The organism is Microtetraspora malaysiensis (assembly GCF_001528665.1).
In the GTDB taxonomy this organism is placed as follows: Bacteria; Actinomycetota; Actinomycetes; order Streptosporangiales; family Streptosporangiaceae; genus Microtetraspora_A; species Microtetraspora_A malaysiensis.
The window spans coordinates 341,011-357,650 of sequence record NZ_BBYJ01000005.1; the positions used below are offsets into that span (position 1 = coordinate 341,011).

Here is a 16,640-nt window from a genome sequence, read left to right on the forward strand (position 1 = left end):
GTTACGTTGCGTAGTCATTCCCGGCCGGTGGGGGCGGTGGTGCTGTGATCGGGAAATTTCCGGTCAGGGCATTTTGATCAGCCGGGATCGGCCCGAGATCAGCCCGGGATTAACCGGATGGGCCGGGTCAGGCGGGCAGGGAGGCGCCGAGGGCGTGCTGGGTGAGTTCCCGCAGCACGTGGTAGAGGGTGGTCTGCGCCTCCTGGATGCGGTGCACGGACGGTGAGGGCACGACGAAGAGGTGGTCGAGCAGGCCGAGTTCGGCGAGCCGACCGCCGCGGTCGCCGGCCAGGCCGACGGTGAGCAGGCCGAGGCGGGCGGCTTCGCGGAAGGCGTGGACGACGTTGGTGGAGCCGCCGCTGGTGGACAGGCCGAGGGCGATGTCGCCGGGGCGGGCGAGCGCGGCGAGCTGGCGGGCGAAGACGACGTCGAAGCCGACGTCGTTGGACAGGGCGGTGACGACGGCGACGTCGCTGGTGAGGGCGAGGGCGGGCAGCGGGCGTGCGGGCGGGTCGGGGTGGAGGAAGGCGGTGGCGACCTCCTGGGCGTCGGTGCTGCTCCCGCCGTTGCCGAAGGTGAACAGGCGTCCTCCGGCGGCGAAGCGGGTGGCCATCTCCTGGGCGCAGGCGATGAGGCGGTCGCCGTCGAGTTCGGCGAGGTGGCGGCGGAGCCGTACGATCTCGGCGGCCTTGGCCTCGGTGGAGCGCTGGGCCTCGGCGAGGACGGAGCGCAGGTGGTCCTGGTCGGGATAGAGGAAGGGGTACAGGCCGCGCATCTCCTCCGATGGCGGCTCGTCAACGACGGCCATGGTCGGTTCCTTTCGTGATGACGGCGATGGCCTCTCCGGCGTGAACGAGGACGGTGTCGCCGACGGCGGCGTCGACGAGGGCGACGCTGATCTCTTCGGTGCCGGTCCCGGTTCCGGTGTCGGCGAGCGCCAGTCCGCCGTGCAGGAGCTGGACGACGGTGGCGGGGGTGGCCTGGTCGGCGCAGGTGGTGCAGGAGGTGCAGGTGTCGTCGCAGGCCGGGGGCCGCTGTTCGGCCGTCACGGGCCGGGGCTGGGTGTGGGGCGGGGCGAGGGGCTGGGTGTCGCTCGCGGGCTGCTGCGCGGCGGGGTGTTCCAGGAAGAGGTGGGCGAGCTCCCACAGCAGGTGGTAGGCGGTGACGTGGATCTCCTTGACCACGGCCGGGTCGGTGGAGCGGGCGAGCAGGACGTGGTCGGCGTCGATGCGGGGCGACTCCCCCTGCGGAGGCGGGGGGACGTCGCCGAGCAGGGCGACGGTGAGCAGGCCGCGGTCGGCGGCGGTGCGCAGGCCGCGCAGCACGTTGGCGCAGCGGCCGTCGCGGGAGATGCCGAGGGCGATGTCGTGGGGGGCGGCCCAGTGCGCGAGCTGGTGGGCGAAGGTTTCGGCGAGGCCTTCGCGGACGCCGATCGCGGTCATGGTGGCGGCGTCGTTGCTGAGGGCCAGGGCGGGCAGGGCGCGCTTGCCGACGGTGACGGGGTGCATGAACTCGACGGCGATGTGGGCGGCGTCGGCGCCGGCGCCGCCGTTGCCGAAGACGATGAGTTTCCCGCCGCGGCGGAAGCGGTCGGCCATGGCCTGGCAGGCTTCGGCGACCCGGGTGGAGTCCCGGGCGAGGGCGTGGCCGGGTGAGTCCCGGCGGAGGAAGGCGTCCCGGAGGGCGAGCTGCATGGTGGCTGCGACAGACATGTGTACGCTCCGTTGTTCCGCGTGGCCGTCAGGCTACGTTTCGTGGTCGCGGCGGGGGCGGACCTGGAGCGCCGGGCGGGGGTAAAGGTCTGCTCACGTGCCGTGGGGCACTGGTCGGGGCGGGCGTGGCGGCGGCGGGCGCGGCCGGGCGCGGCGGTGAGGATGGCCGGGTGAGCAGCGGGGAGGCCGCCGGCCGGGGCGGGGATCCGGAGCGGGTGCGGATCCGGGTCGAGGGGATCGTGCAGGGGGTGGGGTTCCGGCCCTACGTGCACGCGCTGGCCCGGCGGCTGGCGTTGTCGGGGTGGGTCGGCAACGACGGGCGCGGGGTGTTCATCGAGGCGGAGGGGGCGGCCGAGGACGTCGCGCGGTTCCAGCGCGAGTTGCCCGGTCAGGCGCCGCCGCTGGCGGTGATCGACCGGATCTCGGTGACGGCGATCCCGGTGCTGGGTGAGCGGTGCGCACGCGGGTTCGGCATCGTGCCGAGCCGGGACGGCGGGCGGCGGACGCTGGTGTCCCCCGACGTGGCGACGTGCGCGGACTGCCTGGCGGAGTTGTTCGACCCGTCGTGCCGCCGGTATCGGCATCCGTTCGTGAACTGCACGAACTGCGGGCCGAGGTACACGATCGTGCGGGATGTGCCGTATGACCGGGCGGCGACGACGATGGCGTCGTTCCCGATGTGCCGGGCGTGCGCGGCGGAGTACGGGGATCCGGGTGATCGACGGTTCCACGCCCAGCCGGTGTGCTGCCCGCGGTGCGGGCCGGTGTTGCGGCTGCTGGACGGGCGGGGCGGTGAGGTGGCCGGTGACCCGGTGGCCGGGGCGGTCGCGGTGCTGCGGTCGGGCGGTGTCGTGGCGGTGAAGGGGCTGGGGGGTTACCACCTGGCGGTGGACGCGACGGACGCGGCGGCGGTGGCCGTGCTGCGGTCGCGCAAGCGGCGGGAGGACAAGCCGTTCGCGGTGGTGGTCGCGGATGTGGCGGCGGCGCGGCGGTTGTGCGTGGTTGGTGGGGAGGCCGAGCGGCTGCTGGTCTCCCCCGCGCGTCCGATCGTCGTGCTGCCGCGCCGCGCGGACGCCGCGGCGGGGCGCCCGTCGGTGGCCGCGGAGGTGGCCGAAAGGGTGGCGGAGGAGGTGGCGGAGGAGGTGGCGCCGGGTGAGGGCCGGCTGGGGGTCATGTTGCCGTACACGCCGGTGCATCATCTGCTGGCCGCGGAGCTGGCCCGGCCGTACGTGCTGACCAGCGGGAACGTGTCGGACGAGCCGATCGTGCACCGGGACGGGGAGGCGGTGGAGCGGCTGGGCGCGATGGTGGAGGCGTTCCTGGTCCATGATCGGGAGATCCACGCGCGGGCGGAGGATTCGGTGGTCGTCGTGGCGGGCGGGCGGGAGATCCCGGTGCGGCGGTCGCGGGGATACGCGCCGCTGCCGGTACGGCTGGCGCTGCCGGCGCGGCGGGCGGTGCTGGCCTGCGGTGCGGAGCTGAAGAGCACGTTCTGCCTGGTCCGGGGTGAGCGGGCGTTCCTGTCGCCGCATGTGGGCGATCTGGAGAGCTATGAGACATTGCGGTCGTTCGTGGAGGGGATCGGGCATTTCCGGCGGTTGTTCGGGGTGGATCCGCGAGTGGTGGCCCACGACCCGCATCCGGAGTACCTGTCGAGCAAGTACGCGCTGGATCTGGAGGGGGTGGATCTGGTCGCGGTCCAGCATCATCACGCGCACATCGCGTCCTGCCTGGCGGAGGCGGGCGAGGTGGGACCGGTGATCGGGGTGGCGTTCGACGGGACCGGGTTCGGCGTGGACGGCACGCTGTGGGGTGGCGAGGTGCTGGTCGCCGATCTGGAGGGGTTCACCCGGGTGGCGCACCTGGGGGTGGTGCCGATGCCGGGCGGTGCGGCGGCGGTGCGGCAGCCGTGGCGGATGGCGGCGGCGTACCTGGACGCCGCGTTCGCGGGGGCGCCGCCGGAGGGGCTGGCCGTGCGGGAGCGGAACGCCGGCCTGTGGGATCGGGTGGTGGCGGTGGCCCGGTCGGGGGTGGGCTCGCCGCTCACGTCGAGCGCGGGGCGGTTGTTCGACGCCGTGGCGGCGATCGTCGGGGTGCGCGACGGCGTGACGTTCGAGGGGCAGGCGGCGGCCGGGCTGGAGCGGTGGGCCGACCTGGCCGAGGAGGGCGCGTACGCGGCCCGGGTCGAGGCGGGGCCGGGGCTGGTGATCCGGGGGGACGACCTGGTGCGCGCGGTGGTGGCCGACGTCCTGGACGGCGTGGACGGGGCGGTGGTGTCCGCGCGGTTCCACAACGGGCTGGCCGCGGCGGCGGTGGCGGCGTGCGCGCTGGTGCGGGAGGGCGCCGGGCCGGGCGGGGCCGGGAGCGGGCTGGGCACGGTGGCGTTGTCGGGGGGCGTCTTCCAGAACGGGCTGCTGCTGTCCCGCGTGGTGGGCGGGCTGGAGGAGCGCGGGTTCCGGGTGCTGACTCATCGCCGGGTGCCGCCGAACGACGGCGGCATCAGCCTGGGCCAGGCCGCGGTGGCGGCGGCCAGGGACGCGGCGGGCCTGTCATAGCGGGTTTCAGCGACCGGGGGTCGCCTTCTTGGGCCAGAGGGTGTAGCTGATCGGCCACAGCAGGGCGAACAGCGGCACCTTGGCCACGCCGAGCATGAACTGCGTCAGCGCCTCGGTGCGCGGCGGGTCGCCGACCAGCCAGATGATCGCGAACAGCAGGGCGCAGGTGATGGCGTAGGCGGCGAGGATGCGCAGCCACACGATCCATTCGTAGCGGGCGCGGGCCATGCCGCCGGCCGGTGGTTTGGCCGGCGGGGGGCCGCCGGCGAGGCGGTGGGAGGCCCAGGCGTCGGCCCATCGGATGGTGCGGTGGCCGAACATGACGGTGAACCCGAGGTAGGCGGCGGCCAGGCCGTGCTGCCAGGTGGTGGCCGCTCCCCCGCGCACGTCGATGACCGTGGCGCCGAGCAGGACGAGGTCCAGCAGGGGGACGGCCAGCAGCAGCGCCGCGCCGGTGCGCCGCATGCGCAGCAGGTAGCGCGCCAGGAGTCCGAGGCCCAGGAACACCCAGAAGCCGACTTCACATCCGATGATCACCGCGAGCACTCGCTCACCACCTCCACGATCCAGGGTGGTGTGCCGGGGCGGCGGCGGTCGTCGTCGCCGGTGATGAATGTCGCTACATCCTTCGGTGTACGGCGGCGCCGTACCGGAGGGGGAAGGGGCCGGTGGCGGGTCGTGGTGAGATGGGGTGATGTTGACTCCAACCAGGCAGGACGCGGCGATGGCGGTGGCCGCCTTCGCCGCGGGTCTGGTCCTGGTTGCCGGCGGGGCCTTCGTGCACCGGGGGCTTGCCGCGCCGGTGCTGGCGATCCCGCTGGCCGTGACGTGCGCGGGGGTGGCGGTGCGGCGGCGGGCGCCGGTCCTGGCGCTGGCGCTGGGGGGTGTCGCGCTGGCCGGTGACGTGCTGCTCGGCCCGTCGCTGGCGACCGTGCTGATCGTGACGGACAACATCTACGCGGGTGTGCTGTACGGGCCGCGCCGGCTCGGGCGGATCATGCTGTGGGTCTCGTCGGTGGGCGCGGTCGTGGTGGGGGCGGGGACGGCGCTGGCGATCCATGACTGGCGGGTGCTGGCCGCCATGGCGATCCAGGCGGCGCTGGTGGGGGTCGTCCCGGTGACGACGGCGATCATCGTGCGCCAGCATCGGGACCAGGCGGCGGACGAGCGGGCGCGGGCGGAGCAGGTGGCGCGGTTGGCGGAGCTGGACCGGCGGGCGGCCGTGTCGGCGGAGCGGGCCCGGATGGCGCGTGAGCTGCACGATCTGGTCGCCAACCATTTCAGCGCGATCGCGATCCAGGCGAGCGCGATGCTTTCCCGCGCCGATCTGGACGCGGCGACGTCGCGGCGGATCGTGGAGTCGATCCGGGAGAACAGCGTCCAGGGGATGGCGGAGATGCGGACGATGATCGGTTTCCTGCGGGAGGAGGGTGAGGAGGTCGACGAGGCCCGGCGTCCGCGGCTGTCGGATGTCGAGGCGTTGATCGAGCGGGCCGGGTTCCCGGTGGAGCTGGCCGTGGCGGGGACGCCGCGCGAGCTGCCGGCCGCGGTGGATCTGGCGGGGTTCCGCATCGTGCAGGAGTCGCTCACGAACGTGCTGAAGCACGGGACGGGCGCGGGTGTTCGGGTGCTGGTCGGGTACCGGCCGGATCTGGTGGAGCTGACGGTGGTGAACGAGGTCGGGGCGGGTCCCAGCGGGCTGCCGGGTGCGGGCGCGGGCCTGGCGGGGATGCGGGAGCGGGCGACGCTGCTCGGCGGGAGCTTCGAGGCCGGGCCGCATGGGCGGGGCTGGCGGGTGCGGGTGGAGCTGCCGGTGGCTCCGGCCGGGGCGAACGGGAGCCTGTCGTGATCCGGGTGCTGGTGGCCGACGACCACGCGGCGGTGCGGGCGGGGCTGGTCCTCATCCTGGAGGGGGCGCCCGACATGGAGGTGGTCGGCGAGGCGGGCGACGGGCGCTCGGCGGTGGAGATGGCGGTGCGGCTGCGGCCGGACGTCGTGCTGATGGACGTGCGGATGCCGCTGCTGGACGGGATCTCGGCCACGCGGGAGCTGGCCGGGGTGGCCGACGTGCTCATCCTGACGACGTTCGACATCGACGAGTACGTGTTCGGCGCGTTGCGGGCGGGGGCGGCGGGGTTCCTGCTGAAGAACACCGACGCGGACTCACTCGTGGCGGCGGTGCGGCTGGTGGCCCAGGGTGAGGGGTTGATCTCGCCGTCGGTGACCCGCAAGTTGATCGCCGCGTTCGCCGGGGCTCCGGCGGCCGATCCCGGGGCGCTGGAGGCGTTGACGCCGCGCGAGCACGAGGTGCTCGCCGGCCTGGGCCGGGGGCTGTCCAACGCGGAGATCGCGCGGTCGCTGGGCATCGCGGAGGCGACCGCGAAGACCCATGTGAGCCGGGTGCTGGCGAAGCTCGGCCTGCGCAGCCGGGCGCAGGCGGCGGTCTACTGGTCGGGGCTGTGATCCCGCGCCCCTGAGGGGCGGGTGGTGCGGCCGGGCACGCGGCGTCGCGGGACGGCGCCTGATCGCCGCCCGGCATGACCTCCTGCGATTACGGACAGTAACGATATGGCGGGAGGGGGATCGTGGGACGGCGGGTCATGGCGCGGGTGGTGGCGGCCTCGCTGCTGGCGGGCGGCTGCCAGGCCGTCGTGCCGTCGCCGGAGGACGGCGGGCGGCGGGCCGTACTGTCTCCGGTCTCCCCCGTGCCGCCGGCCTCTCCCGTCTCTCCCGTCTCTCCTGTGTCGCCGGGGGCCTCGCCGGTCCCGCAGCTGACGCCGCGCCAGTTCGCGGCCAGGGGCAGGTTCACGGTGAACCAGGGCACGGTGAGCCGCTCCCAGGGCGGCTTCCAGGCCGACGGGGCCAACGAGTCGGCGGTCCTGGTGTCCGGCCCGGCGCGGCTGGCGCTCACCAACCCGCAGATCGACAAGACCGGGAACTCCGCGTCGAACAGCGAAAGCGGCTTCTTCGGGGTGAACGCGGCGGTGCTGGCCCAGTCGGGCGGATCCGCCGAGATCTCGGGCGGGTCGGTGACGACGGACAGCGCCGGCGCGAGCGGCCTGTTCGCCTACGGGGAGAGCTCCACGGTGTCGATGACGGGCGGCACGATCGAGACGTCCGCCGACTACTCCCACGGCGCGTCGGCGGCGGACAGGGGCCGGGCGACCCTGGCCAGGGTGAAGGTCACGACCTCGGGCATCCACTCCGCCGCGGTGCTCGCCGCGCGTGGCGGCGGCGAGGTGACGGTGATCGGCGGGGAGCTCGCCACCTCCGGGCGCCTGTCCGCCGGGGCGTACAGCATGGGCTCGGTGACGTGCGTCGGGGCGCGCCTGGAGGCGGAGCAGAGCGAAGGGCTGGTGGTCGACGGGGCGAGCTCGTTGTCGGCCAAGGACTGCGTGGTGCGGGGGGCGGTCGGGGCCCGGATGTTCCGGCTGGGCGGCCGGAGGCAGGGGCCCGGCGTGCTGACCCTGGAGGGCGGCCGGCTGATGGCGGAGAAGGGCGACACGTTCCAGGTGAGGGGCACGACCGGGCTGATCACGGTGCGGAGGGGGGTGCGGGTGCGCAACGACGGGCGGCTGCTGCACGTCACGCGGCGTGGGCGGGCGGCCCTGACGGTGGCGGGCAGCGCGCTCGACGGCGACGTCATGACGGACGAGACCAGCTCGGCGACGGTGGAGCTGCGCGGGAGCGCGCGGCTGACGGGGCGGATCTCCCGGGCGGCGCTGGCGCTGGACGCCTCGAGCCGATGGTCGGTGACCGACGACTCCGTGGTCGGCGCGCTCACCGGCGCGCGGATCAAGGGCGGGGTCGTGGAGAACGTCGTCGGGAACGGACACGTCGTACGCTACGACTCTCACCTGACGGCGAACCGCGCTCTGGGGGGCAGGTCCTACGCGCTGGCGAAGGGTGGACGTCTGCTCCCCGGCCGCTGAGGGCCGAGGAAGGGGTAGGGCCGAGCGGTGGCGCGCCGGCTCAGACGGTGTGCTTGGTGACGAAGTCGGCGATGGTGTCCTGCATCTGCGTCAGGCCGGGTTCTTCGAGGGGGTAGTGGCCGGCGCCTTCGAGCATGACGATGTCGACCGGGACCTTGGTGATGCGGGACAGGAACGGCCGGCTCAGGTGGAGCGGGGTCCAGCGGTCCTCGGCGGGCTGGGTCAGCAGCACCGGGCAGGCGTCGAAGTCCTCGGGCTCGACGGTCGGGGTGTAGCCGCCGTAGCGGTCCAGGAAGCGGACGCTGACCCAGTTCCCGGCAGAGGTGCGGTCCCTCACCATCACCTTCAGTGCGGCCGGGTCGTTGGCGAGGGCCGACATCTTGGCGGCCAGCGTCATGGGGTACTTCATGCGGGCCGCAGGTGTCCTGGCCAGCAGGTGGAAGAAGGGGATGCCCGCGCGCGAGGTCAGTTTGTCGTGGGCGGTCTCGTCGCGCACCTGCTGGTCGCGCTGGTCGAGGAAGGTCATGCCGACGATGCCGGCGAGGGTGCCGCGGGGCGCCTTGGCGGCGACGTGGTAGGTGACCATGCCGCCCGCGCTGAGCCCGTACAGCACGATGGGGCGGTCGTCGCGGGACCGCTCGAAGGCGAGGAAGTCGACGACGAGGTCGACCCAGTCGTCGTAGGACGGGGTGGATCCGGGCCTGACCTTGGTGAGGCCGTAGCCGAGGTTGTCCAGGGCGACGGTCTCGAAACCGCGCTGCGCCAGCGGGGCGCCCAGCACCAGGGACATCTGGCGGCCGTTGGTGCCCACCCCGTGGTGCAGGACGACCTTGGCCTTGGCGTCGGGGGTCCGGTAGCGGTCCAGGTGGACGCGGTGCCCCCGCCAGTCCCAGAACTCCTCCTCGGGCGCGGTGGCGTCGGTCAGGCGCAGGCGGGAGGGCAGGAACTGCTGGAGGTCGCGCCAGGCCTGCTGGTCGCGGTAGTACGTGGGGACGGTGCTGCTCACGGTGGTGCCTTCCGCCGGTGGCCTGCCGGTGGTCAGGCCGGGGTGGGGATGGGACGGGCGAGTGCCCCGCGGATGATCATCCGCGTGCCGGCGCGCAGTTCGCGGCGTACGGCGTCGGCGTCGCGCAGGTCCTCCTCCAGGCCGCGGGTGAAGGTGAGCAGGACGGCGGCCGCCTGCTTCGCGGTGTCGGGGGTGGCATCGGACAGGGCCGAGATCAGGAGCTCGGCCAGGTGGGCGGTGTAGGTGGTGACCAGGTGGGGCGCCTGGGCGGTGGCGGCCGACAGCAGTTCCTGGGCGTGTGCGGGGCTGTCGTGCCACAGCCGGATGGCGACGTCCAGCTTCACCGCGAGCACGGCGAGGACCTTCTCCTCGGGCGTGCCCGCGGCCTCGGCCGCCGTCCGTGCCGCCTCGCGGGCCCCGTCCAGCCGGGACTGGACGATCCTGACGATCGCCTCTTCCTTGCTGCCGACGTACTTGTAGACGGTCGGGCGCGACATCTGGGCCTCTTCGACGATGTCGGAGACCGTGGTGCGCCGGTAGCCGTTGCGGCAGAAGCAGCGGTAGGCGGCGTCGAACACGAGCTGGGGGGAGGAGACCTTCGGCATGTCTACAAATTTAACACCAGCATCGAAAAGTGTAAATTTGTGGATGGCTCCCCTCGGGCCCTCCTCCGGGGCGGCCCACCGCCGCGGCGAATAGCGCCGTTGGCCCCTCCCCGGTCGTCCAGGCCCGCGCGGCCGCCCTGGCCGGCGGCCCCGCGCCGACGCCGGCCGCCGCGGTCGGGGGATCAGTCGATCTCGTGGTCCAGCACGAAGGAGTGCCCGCCGTTCTCGAGGATGATCTTGCCCTCGCCACGCAGGCCGGCGAGCTCGCCGGTGCCGGAGGTGGGGACGATCAGCCAGCGCATCCACTGCTCGCCGTTTTCGGCGCCGGCGCTGTGCTGCAGGACGAAGCTGCCGGTGCGGCCGCCGAGGCTGCCCTGGACGTGCTCGATCCCGGTGTAGGCGGCGGGGCCGGCGTCAGTGGCGACGGTGAGGATCTCGGTGGTGCTGGTCCCCCGGAGGTCGCCCTGGAATTCCTTGGTGATGCGCACCCGGGTGATGGTCGCGCCCTCCCGCTGGTCGGTGGCCATCTCGGTCCAGTCGGTGATCTCGAACGTTCCGGTCGCGCGCGTGGTCATCGTCGTCTCGCTCATGTCGTGGGATGGGGTCCGGCCGGGCGCCGAAGGCCGGCGCCGGTCTGGTGGTGAGTATTCAGGCCATACCTGTCAGCCCGCGTCAGGTTGGTCCACGGCGTTCATGCGCGGCGGGGATCAGGCGGGCTTCTCCCAGATGGAGACGTGGCTGGTGCTGTCGGCGGTGAAGGGGCCGCGATCCCAGTCGCCCCAGCGTTCGCGCAGCCGCATCCCGGCGAGCCGGGCCATGAGGTCGAGCTCCGCCGGCCAGACGTAGCGGAACGGGATCGACCGATACTCGCCGCGGCCGTCGACGACCTCGACATAGTTGGAACTCATCGCCTGGGTGGCGACGTCGTACACGTCGATCGCCCACAGTTCCGGGCCGGTGCGCCACGGCACGGCGTTCTGGCCGGGCGGCAGCTTGCGCAGGTCGGGGACCATGACCTCGATGACGAACCGGCCGCCGGGGGCGAGGTGGTCCGCGACGTTGCGGAAGCAGGCCACCTGCGCGTCCTGGGTGGTCAGATTCATGATCGTGTTGAAGACCAGGTAGGCGAGCGAGAACGCGCCGTCCGCCTTCGCGGTCGCGAAGTCGCCGATCGTCACGCCGATCGCGTCACCGCCCGGCTTGGCGTGGAGCCGGGCCACCATCGCGCGCGAGAGGTCGATGCCGTGGACGGGGACGCCGCGGCGCGACAGCGGCAGCGCGACGCGTCCGGTCCCGATGCCCAGCTCCAGCGCCCGGCCGTCGCCGGCGAGCTCGGCCAGAACCTCGACCGCCGGGTCCACGGCGGCGGGTTCGAACATGTCGGCCGCCGCCTCGTCGTAGGTCGCCGCGACGTTTTCTCCGAAGTAGCCGTCAGGATCGTCCATGCCGCAGACCGTAATCAGGTGAGCCCTCGCGAAGCCATCCGTTTTCCGCCGGGCGGGGTCGGCAGGCCACGGACGGTGCTCTCGGCACCGGAGGTCTCGGGGCGCAGAGCGATGAAGTCGCTGGTTACAGCGATCACTTTTCTAATGTCTCAACGGCAGGGATAGCATTAGGTGCGTGAGTGACGTCGTTCCCCTGACGGGTGAGCCCCTGGCGCTGGACCTGGTCAACACCCGCCCGGCCGTCGGCGATCTGATCGCCACCCCCGACGCTCTGCGCGCCTGGCTGGAACTGCAGGCCGGACGGCTGCCGGACGCGAGCACCGCCGAGCTCACCGTCGCGGATCTGGCCGCCGTGCACGCGGTACGCGACCACACCGCCCGCGCACTCGACCGCGTTCGGCAGGGTCAAGCGCCGGACGCCGCCGATCTGGCGGCGCTCAACGACGCGCAGCGCGCCGCGCCCGCGATCAACGAGCTGTCCTGGGAGGGGGTGGCGGTCGTGACGCGCCGCGGCCGGTCAGGGCCGGTCGGGGTGCGGCTCGCCGCGGCGCTGGCCGAGGCCGCCGCCGACCTGCTGGTCGATCCAGGCGTCACCAAGGTCCGCCAGTGCGAGGCCCACGACTGCGTGATGCTGTTCCTGCCCGCGCACCCCCGGCGCCGCTGGTGCTCGGCCTCCCGATGCGGCAACCGCGTCCGCGTCGCCCGCCACTATCACCGCAGCAAGGCCCCCTGACGGAACACCCGGCGACACGGGCCGGGGTGAGATTTTTCCACCGATCTCGTCAACGAGGTACCGCCGGGGCGGGTGCTGCCACATGATCGGTGTCATGCGTCTTGCGCGACTGCTCCCCCGGCCCGCCCGAGCGCCGATGCCGCCGGCCCCCGACCGCCGGCCGGTACGCGGAATGTCCCGCGAATGCTGACCTCGCCGTTCCCGGCGCGCGGTGGCGCGCGGGCGGCCGACCGGGTGTTCGGGGCGTCCGCCGCCACACCGCGCCGGGCGCGGGCCTTCGTCCGCGCGCAGCTCGCCGGGTGGGGGCTGCCGGAGCTGACCGACACGGTCGAGCTGCTCACGTCCGAGCTGGTGACCAACGCCGTGCGGGCGACGGAGGCGGTGGCCGGCCTGCCGGTGGCCTCCTCGGTGTTCCCCGTGGCCTTGCGGATGGTCGCGCTGCGGCTGGTGCTGTCGGCCCGCAGCCTCGTGATCGAGGTGTGGGACGTCAGCGCGCAGACGCCGGCCACGCAGCGGGCCGATCCGCCGGACGAGCTGCGGGAGGGCGGGCGCGGGCTGACGCTGGTCGGCGCGCTGTCCACGGCGTGGGGGCAGCGCACCGCGCCCGGCCGCGGCAAGATCGTCTGGTGTGAGGTCGCCGTGCCCGTGAGCCCGGCCCCCTCCCCGGTTTCCGCCGCGCCGCCCGTACGGCGGCCGAGCACGACGCTCCCGCGGCGCCTGCGGCACGCGCGGGTGGCCGAGCGCGCCGACGGCCCGGACGCGCGTACGCTCCGGTGCGTTCTGGAGGGCCTGCGCCGGCTCGACTGATCGGGGCGCGCCGGGCCGGGAAGCCAGGGAAGGCGGGGAAGGCGGGGAAGGCGGGAATAGGCAAGGCGCCGCCAAGGGCGTGCAGGGTCAGGCCACGATCAGCGGTCCGGGCGTTAGTCGCGCGCCGGGTGGGCACGGTGGGCCTTCGGGAGCCGCTCCGAGGCCGGGCCGCCGGGGCCCCGGCCGGGAGCGGAGGTGAGGTCCGCCGGGAGGCGACCATGGACGCTCGGATCACATTGCGGGTGGACGGCCGGGTCAGGCCGCTCGCGCTCGATACCCGCACCACGCTGCTCGACGCGCTGCGCGACCACCTGTCGGTCACCTCGCCCAAGAAGGGGTGCGATCACGGCCAGTGCGGCGCGTGCACGGTGCTGCTGGACGGGCGGCGGGTGGTGAGCTGCCTCATCCTCGCGGTGACCTGCGACGGGGCCGAGGTCACCACCGCGCAGGGGCTGGCGCAGGAGGGCGAGCCGCACCCGGTGCAGCGGGCCTTCCTGGAGAAGGACGCCTTCCAGTGCGGCTTCTGCACCCCCGGGCAGGTCTGCTCGGCGGTCGGCATGCTGGAGGAGGTCAAGGCCGGGCATCCCAGCGAGGTCACCGATGACCTGACCGGGCCGGTCACGCTGGACGACGAGGAGATCCGGGAGCGGCTGAGCGGCAACCTGTGCCGGTGCGGCGCCTACGTCAACATCGTCGCGGCCCTGCGGGAGGAGGCCGAGTCGTGATCCCCTTCGAGTATCTGCGGGCCGGCGATCCGGCCGAGGCGGTGGCCGCCGTGGCGGGGCGGCCGGGCGCGGCCTTCCTGGGCGGCGGCACAAACCTGGTGGACCACATGAAGCTGGGCGTGGCCGGGCCCGATCTGCTGGTGGACGTGTCGCGGCTGCCGCTGGACCGGGTCGAGGAGACCGCGGGCGGCCTGCGGATCGGCGCCGCCGTACGCAACAGCGACCTGGCCGCGCATCCGCTGGTCCGCGAGCGCTACCCGGTGCTGGCGCGGGCGCTGCTGTCGGGCGCCTCCGGGCAGTTGCGCAATGTCGCGACGACGGCGGGCAACCTGCTGCAACGCACCCGCTGCCCCTATTTCCAGGACGTCACCACGCCGTGCAACAAGCGCGTGCCGGGGTCGGGGTGCTCGGCGGCGGGCGGGTACACCCGCTACCACGCGATCTTGGGGGCGTCGGAGCACTGCGTGGCGACGCACCCGTCGGACATGGCGGTGGCGATGGTCGCGCTGGACGCCGTCGTGGCCGTGCTCGGGCCGGGCGGCGCGCGCACGCTGCCGCTGGCCGAGCTGTACCGGCTGCCCGGGGACGCGCCGCAGCGGGACACGGTGCTGGAACACGGCGATCTGATCATCGCCGTCGAGCTGCCGCACCTGCCGTTCGCGCGGCGTTCGGCGTACCGGAAGGTGCGCGACCGGGCCTCCTTCAGCTTCGCGCTGGTGTCGGTCGCGGCCGCGCTCGACCTGGACGGCGGCCTGGTGCGGGACGTACGGCTGGCGCTGGGTGGCGTGGCGCACAAGCCGTGGCGGGCGACGCGGGCCGAGGCGGAGCTGCGCGGCGGCCCCGCCACGGAGGACGCCTTCCGCCGGGCGGCCGAGGCCGAGCTGGCCGCGGCGCGGCCGCTGCCGGGCAACGCGTTCAAGGTGGCGATGACGCGCAACGCGGTCGTGGCGACGCTGCGCGCGCTGGCCGAGGAGGGGCGATGACGGTCTGGCGGGAAGCGGTGGGCACGCCCGCGGCCCGGGTGGAGGGGCCGGCCAAGGTGACCGGCCGCGCCGGCTACACCTATGACCGGCCGGTGACCGATCCCGCGTACGCGTTCCCGGTGCAGGCGACGATCGCGCGCGGCCGGGTGGCCTCGATCGACTCCGCGGCGGCGGCCGGGGTGGAGGGGGTGCTGGCGGTGGTGACCCACCGCGACGCGGCGCGCCTGGCCGACACCGGGGATGCCGAGCTGGCGGTCCTGCAGTCGGACGAGGTCGGCTTCCGGGGGCAGTTCGTCGGGGTGGTGGTCGCCGAGACGCCGCAGGCCGCGCGGTACGCGGCCGGTCTGGTGCGGGTGGAGTACGAGCAGCGGCCGCACGACACCGAGCTGCGGGCCGACCGGCCCGGCCTGTACGCGCCGGAGCAAGTCAACGGGGGGTTCGTGAGCGACACCGACGAGGGCGACGTCGACGCGGCGATGGAGGCGGCGGCGGTGACCGTGGACCGGGCCTACACGACGCCGATGGAGTTCAACAGCCCGATGGAGCCGCACGTCAGCGTGGCGGTGTGGGATCCGGGTGAGCGGGCTCCGGGCGGCGGGTTCGCCGAGGGCGCGCGGCTGACGCTGTTCGATTCGACGCAGGGCCCGCATGTGGTGCGCTCGACGCTGGCGCAGGTCTTCGGCCTGCCGCCGGAACGGGTGCGGGTGATCTCCCCGTACGTGGGCGGCGGGTTCGGGTCCAAGGGGATGCCGCACGCGCACAACGTGCTCGCGGCGCTGGCGGCGTGGGCGGTGCCGGGGCGGCCGGTCAAGCTGGCCCTGACCCGGCAGCAGATGTTCGCGCTGGCGGGTCATCGTACGCCGACGATCCAGCGGGTACGGCTGGGCGCCGGTGCGGACGGGCGGCTGACGGCGGTGGCGCACGAGGTGGTGGAGCACACCTCCGCGATCAAGGAGTTCGCGGAGCAGACGGCCGTCGGGGCGCGGATGATGTACGCGGCGCCGAACCGGCGGACCTCGCACCGGCTGGCCGCGCTGGACGTGCCGGTGCCGTCGTGGATGCGGGCGCCGGGCGAGGCACCGGGGTTCTTCGCCCTGGAGGTGGCGATGGACGAGCTCGCGCAGGCGTGCGGGCTGGATCCGATCGAGCTGCGGGCGCGCAACGATCCGGAGGTGGACCCGGAGTCCGGCCGGCCGTGGTCGGGGCGCCATCTGGTGCGGTGCCTGCGTGAGGGCGCGGCCCGTTTCGGATGGGCCGAGCGCACGGCGCCCGGCACCCGCCTGGTCGGGCGCGAGCTGGTGGGTCTGGGGGTGGCCGCCTCGACCTATCCGTACTACCGGTTGCCGGGGTCGCGGGCGGTGGTCGAGTACGAAGGGGGCGGCCGTTACACGGTGCGGATCGGCGCGGCCGACATCGGCACCGGCGCCTGGACGGCGCTGACGCAGATCGCGGCCGACGCGCTGGGCTGCCGCCTCCGCGCGGTGCGGGTGGAGATCGGGGACAGCGATCTTCCGGCGGCGACCGTGGCCGGCGGGTCGTCGGGGACGACGAGCTGGGGGTCGGCGGTCGTCGCGGCGTGCCGGGCGTTCCGCCACGTGTACGGGGAGCAGCCGCCGGCGGGCGCGGAAGCTGGCGCGGACATGCCGGACGATCCGGACGCCGAGCGGTTCGCGATGCACTCCTTCGGGGCGCAGTTCGCGGAGGTCCGGGTGGACGCCGACACCGGTGAGGTGCGGGTGCCGCGGATGCTGGGGGTGTTCTCGGTGGGCCGGGTGGTCAACCCGCGGACGGCGCGGTCGCAGTTCATCGGCGGCATGACGATGGGGCTGTCGATGGCGCTGCACGAGCGGGGCGTGCTCGACCACCGCACCGGCCATGTGATCAACCACGATCTCGCGGAGTATCACATCGCCACCCACGCCGACGTGGTGGACGTGGACGCCGTCTGGCTGGATGAGGAGGACGTCCACGCCGGGCCGCTGGGGGCCAGGGGCATCGGCGAGATCGGCATCGTGGGCGCCGCGGCGGCGATCGCCAACGCGGTGCACAACGCGACCGGGGTGCGGGTGCGGGATCTGCCGATCACGCCCGACGTGCTGCTGCGCTGAAGCCGCCGCGCCGCGGTGCGCGCCGGGAT

Annotated in this window: 16 protein-coding genes; 9 read left to right on the top strand and 7 right to left on the bottom strand. The window is 74.0% G+C overall.

Annotated features, from left to right (window positions below; genetic code table 11):
• Positions 1–127 precede the first annotated feature (127 nt).
• Together AWQ71_RS04450 and AWQ71_RS04455 are read right to left on the bottom strand one after the other, a co-directional pair.
• Positions 128–808, bottom strand: coding sequence for a D-sedoheptulose-7-phosphate isomerase (locus AWQ71_RS04450; RefSeq protein WP_067127020.1), 681 nt, complete (start codon positions 806–808; stop codon positions 128–130).
• Positions 795–1,712: an SIS domain-containing protein gene (locus tag AWQ71_RS04455; RefSeq protein WP_067127023.1), complete on the bottom strand. Its 918-nt coding sequence runs from the start codon at positions 1,710–1,712 to the stop codon at positions 795–797. Before AWQ71_RS04455 ends, AWQ71_RS04450 begins: the two co-directional genes overlap by 14 nt.
• Positions 1,713–1,882: 170 nt before the next feature.
• Here AWQ71_RS04455 and hypF point away from each other — a divergent pair, with 170 nt between their 5' ends.
• The gene (gene hypF, locus AWQ71_RS04460; RefSeq protein ID WP_218001637.1) at positions 1,883–4,267 is read left to right on the top strand and encodes a carbamoyltransferase HypF; all 2,385 of its coding nucleotides are present in this window, start codon (positions 1,883–1,885) and stop codon (positions 4,265–4,267) included.
• Between the two features lie 6 nt (positions 4,268–4,273).
• Here the strand turns inward: hypF and AWQ71_RS04465 are convergent, their stop codons facing one another.
• Entirely contained in the window at positions 4,274–4,813 is a 540-nt protein-coding gene (locus AWQ71_RS04465; protein ID WP_067127026.1) for a hypothetical protein, read from the bottom strand.
• Positions 4,814–4,961: 148 nt separating this feature from the next.
• Here AWQ71_RS04465 and AWQ71_RS44275 point away from each other — a divergent pair, with 148 nt between their 5' ends.
• The 3 genes from AWQ71_RS44275 (at position 4,962) to AWQ71_RS04480 (ending at position 8,199) form a co-directional block, all read left to right on the top strand.
• A complete protein-coding gene (locus AWQ71_RS44275) occupies positions 4,962–6,116 on the top strand; it encodes a sensor histidine kinase (protein WP_067127029.1) in 1,155 nt (384 codons plus the stop codon).
• Positions 6,113–6,730 (top strand): response regulator, encoded by a 618-nt coding sequence (locus tag AWQ71_RS04475; RefSeq protein ID WP_067127032.1) that lies wholly within the window; start codon positions 6,113–6,115, stop codon positions 6,728–6,730. The genes AWQ71_RS44275 and AWQ71_RS04475 overlap by 4 nt, the downstream gene beginning before the upstream one ends.
• A 122-nt stretch (positions 6,731–6,852) precedes the next feature.
• Positions 6,853–8,199 carry a hypothetical protein gene (locus AWQ71_RS04480; protein WP_157570172.1) on the top strand — a complete coding sequence of 449 codons (1,347 nt, stop codon included), beginning with the start codon at positions 6,853–6,855 and terminating at the stop codon, positions 8,197–8,199.
• Between the two features lie 40 nt (positions 8,200–8,239).
• Here AWQ71_RS04480 and AWQ71_RS04485 read toward each other — a convergent pair whose 3' ends face one another.
• The 4 genes from AWQ71_RS04485 to AWQ71_RS04500 form a co-directional block, all read right to left on the bottom strand.
• Positions 8,240–9,205, bottom strand: coding sequence for an alpha/beta hydrolase (locus AWQ71_RS04485; RefSeq protein ID WP_067127038.1), 966 nt, complete (start codon positions 9,203–9,205; stop codon positions 8,240–8,242).
• Positions 9,206–9,237: 32 nt separating this feature from the next.
• Complete coding sequence (locus AWQ71_RS04490) at positions 9,238–9,810, bottom strand: TetR/AcrR family transcriptional regulator (protein ID WP_067127042.1); 573 nt, start codon at positions 9,808–9,810, stop codon at positions 9,238–9,240.
• A 182-nt stretch (positions 9,811–9,992) separates the two neighbouring features.
• On the bottom strand, positions 9,993–10,400 hold the full coding sequence (locus tag AWQ71_RS04495) for a DUF3224 domain-containing protein (protein WP_084258491.1): 408 nt from the start codon (positions 10,398–10,400) through the stop codon (positions 9,993–9,995).
• Positions 10,401–10,517: 117 nt separating this feature from the next.
• A complete protein-coding gene (locus AWQ71_RS04500) occupies positions 10,518–11,255 on the bottom strand; it encodes a class I SAM-dependent DNA methyltransferase (protein WP_067127049.1) in 738 nt (245 codons plus the stop codon).
• Between the two features lie 175 nt (positions 11,256–11,430).
• Between AWQ71_RS04500 and AWQ71_RS04505 the strand changes: the two genes are divergently transcribed.
• The 5 genes from AWQ71_RS04505 (at position 11,431) to AWQ71_RS04525 (ending at position 16,611) form a co-directional block, all read left to right on the top strand.
• Positions 11,431–11,988, top strand: coding sequence for a CGNR zinc finger domain-containing protein (locus AWQ71_RS04505; RefSeq protein ID WP_067127053.1), 558 nt, complete (start codon positions 11,431–11,433; stop codon positions 11,986–11,988).
• Between the two features lie 183 nt (positions 11,989–12,171).
• Positions 12,172–12,795, top strand: a complete 624-nt coding sequence (locus AWQ71_RS04510) for an ATP-binding protein (protein ID WP_067127056.1) — start codon at positions 12,172–12,174, stop codon at positions 12,793–12,795.
• 218 nt (positions 12,796–13,013) lie between these two features.
• Positions 13,014–13,520, top strand: coding sequence for a 2Fe-2S iron-sulfur cluster-binding protein (locus AWQ71_RS04515; protein ID WP_067127625.1), 507 nt, complete (start codon positions 13,014–13,016; stop codon positions 13,518–13,520).
• Positions 13,517–14,503, top strand: a complete 987-nt coding sequence (locus tag AWQ71_RS04520; RefSeq protein WP_067127059.1) for an FAD binding domain-containing protein — start codon at positions 13,517–13,519, stop codon at positions 14,501–14,503. Before AWQ71_RS04515 ends, AWQ71_RS04520 begins: the two co-directional genes overlap by 4 nt.
• The gene (locus tag AWQ71_RS04525) at positions 14,500–16,611 is read left to right on the top strand and encodes a xanthine dehydrogenase family protein molybdopterin-binding subunit (protein ID WP_067127061.1); all 2,112 of its coding nucleotides are present in this window, start codon (positions 14,500–14,502) and stop codon (positions 16,609–16,611) included. The genes AWQ71_RS04520 and AWQ71_RS04525 overlap by 4 nt, the downstream gene beginning before the upstream one ends.
• Positions 16,612–16,640 lie beyond the last annotated feature (29 nt).

Coding starts and splice junctions, on each gene's coding strand:
- AWQ71_RS04510 (WP_067127056.1), top strand. CDS start 12,172: ATGCTGACCTCGCCGTTCCCGGCGCGCGGTGGCGCGCGGGCGGCCGAC.
- AWQ71_RS04455 (WP_067127023.1), bottom strand. CDS start 1,712: ATGTCTGTCGCAGCCACCATGCAGCTCGCCCTCCGGGACGCCTTCCTC.
- AWQ71_RS04525 (WP_067127061.1), top strand. CDS start 14,500: ATGACGGTCTGGCGGGAAGCGGTGGGCACGCCCGCGGCCCGGGTGGAG.
- AWQ71_RS04500 (WP_067127049.1), bottom strand. CDS start 11,255: ATGGACGATCCTGACGGCTACTTCGGAGAAAACGTCGCGGCGACCTAC.
- AWQ71_RS04490 (WP_067127042.1), bottom strand. CDS start 9,810: ATGCCGAAGGTCTCCTCCCCCCAGCTCGTGTTCGACGCCGCCTACCGC.
- AWQ71_RS04515 (WP_067127625.1), top strand. CDS start 13,014: ATGGACGCTCGGATCACATTGCGGGTGGACGGCCGGGTCAGGCCGCTC.
- AWQ71_RS04495 (WP_084258491.1), bottom strand. CDS start 10,400: ATGAGCGAGACGACGATGACCACGCGCGCGACCGGAACGTTCGAGATC.
- AWQ71_RS04450 (WP_067127020.1), bottom strand. CDS start 808: ATGGCCGTCGTTGACGAGCCGCCATCGGAGGAGATGCGCGGCCTGTAC.
- AWQ71_RS44275 (WP_067127029.1), top strand. CDS start 4,962: ATGTTGACTCCAACCAGGCAGGACGCGGCGATGGCGGTGGCCGCCTTC.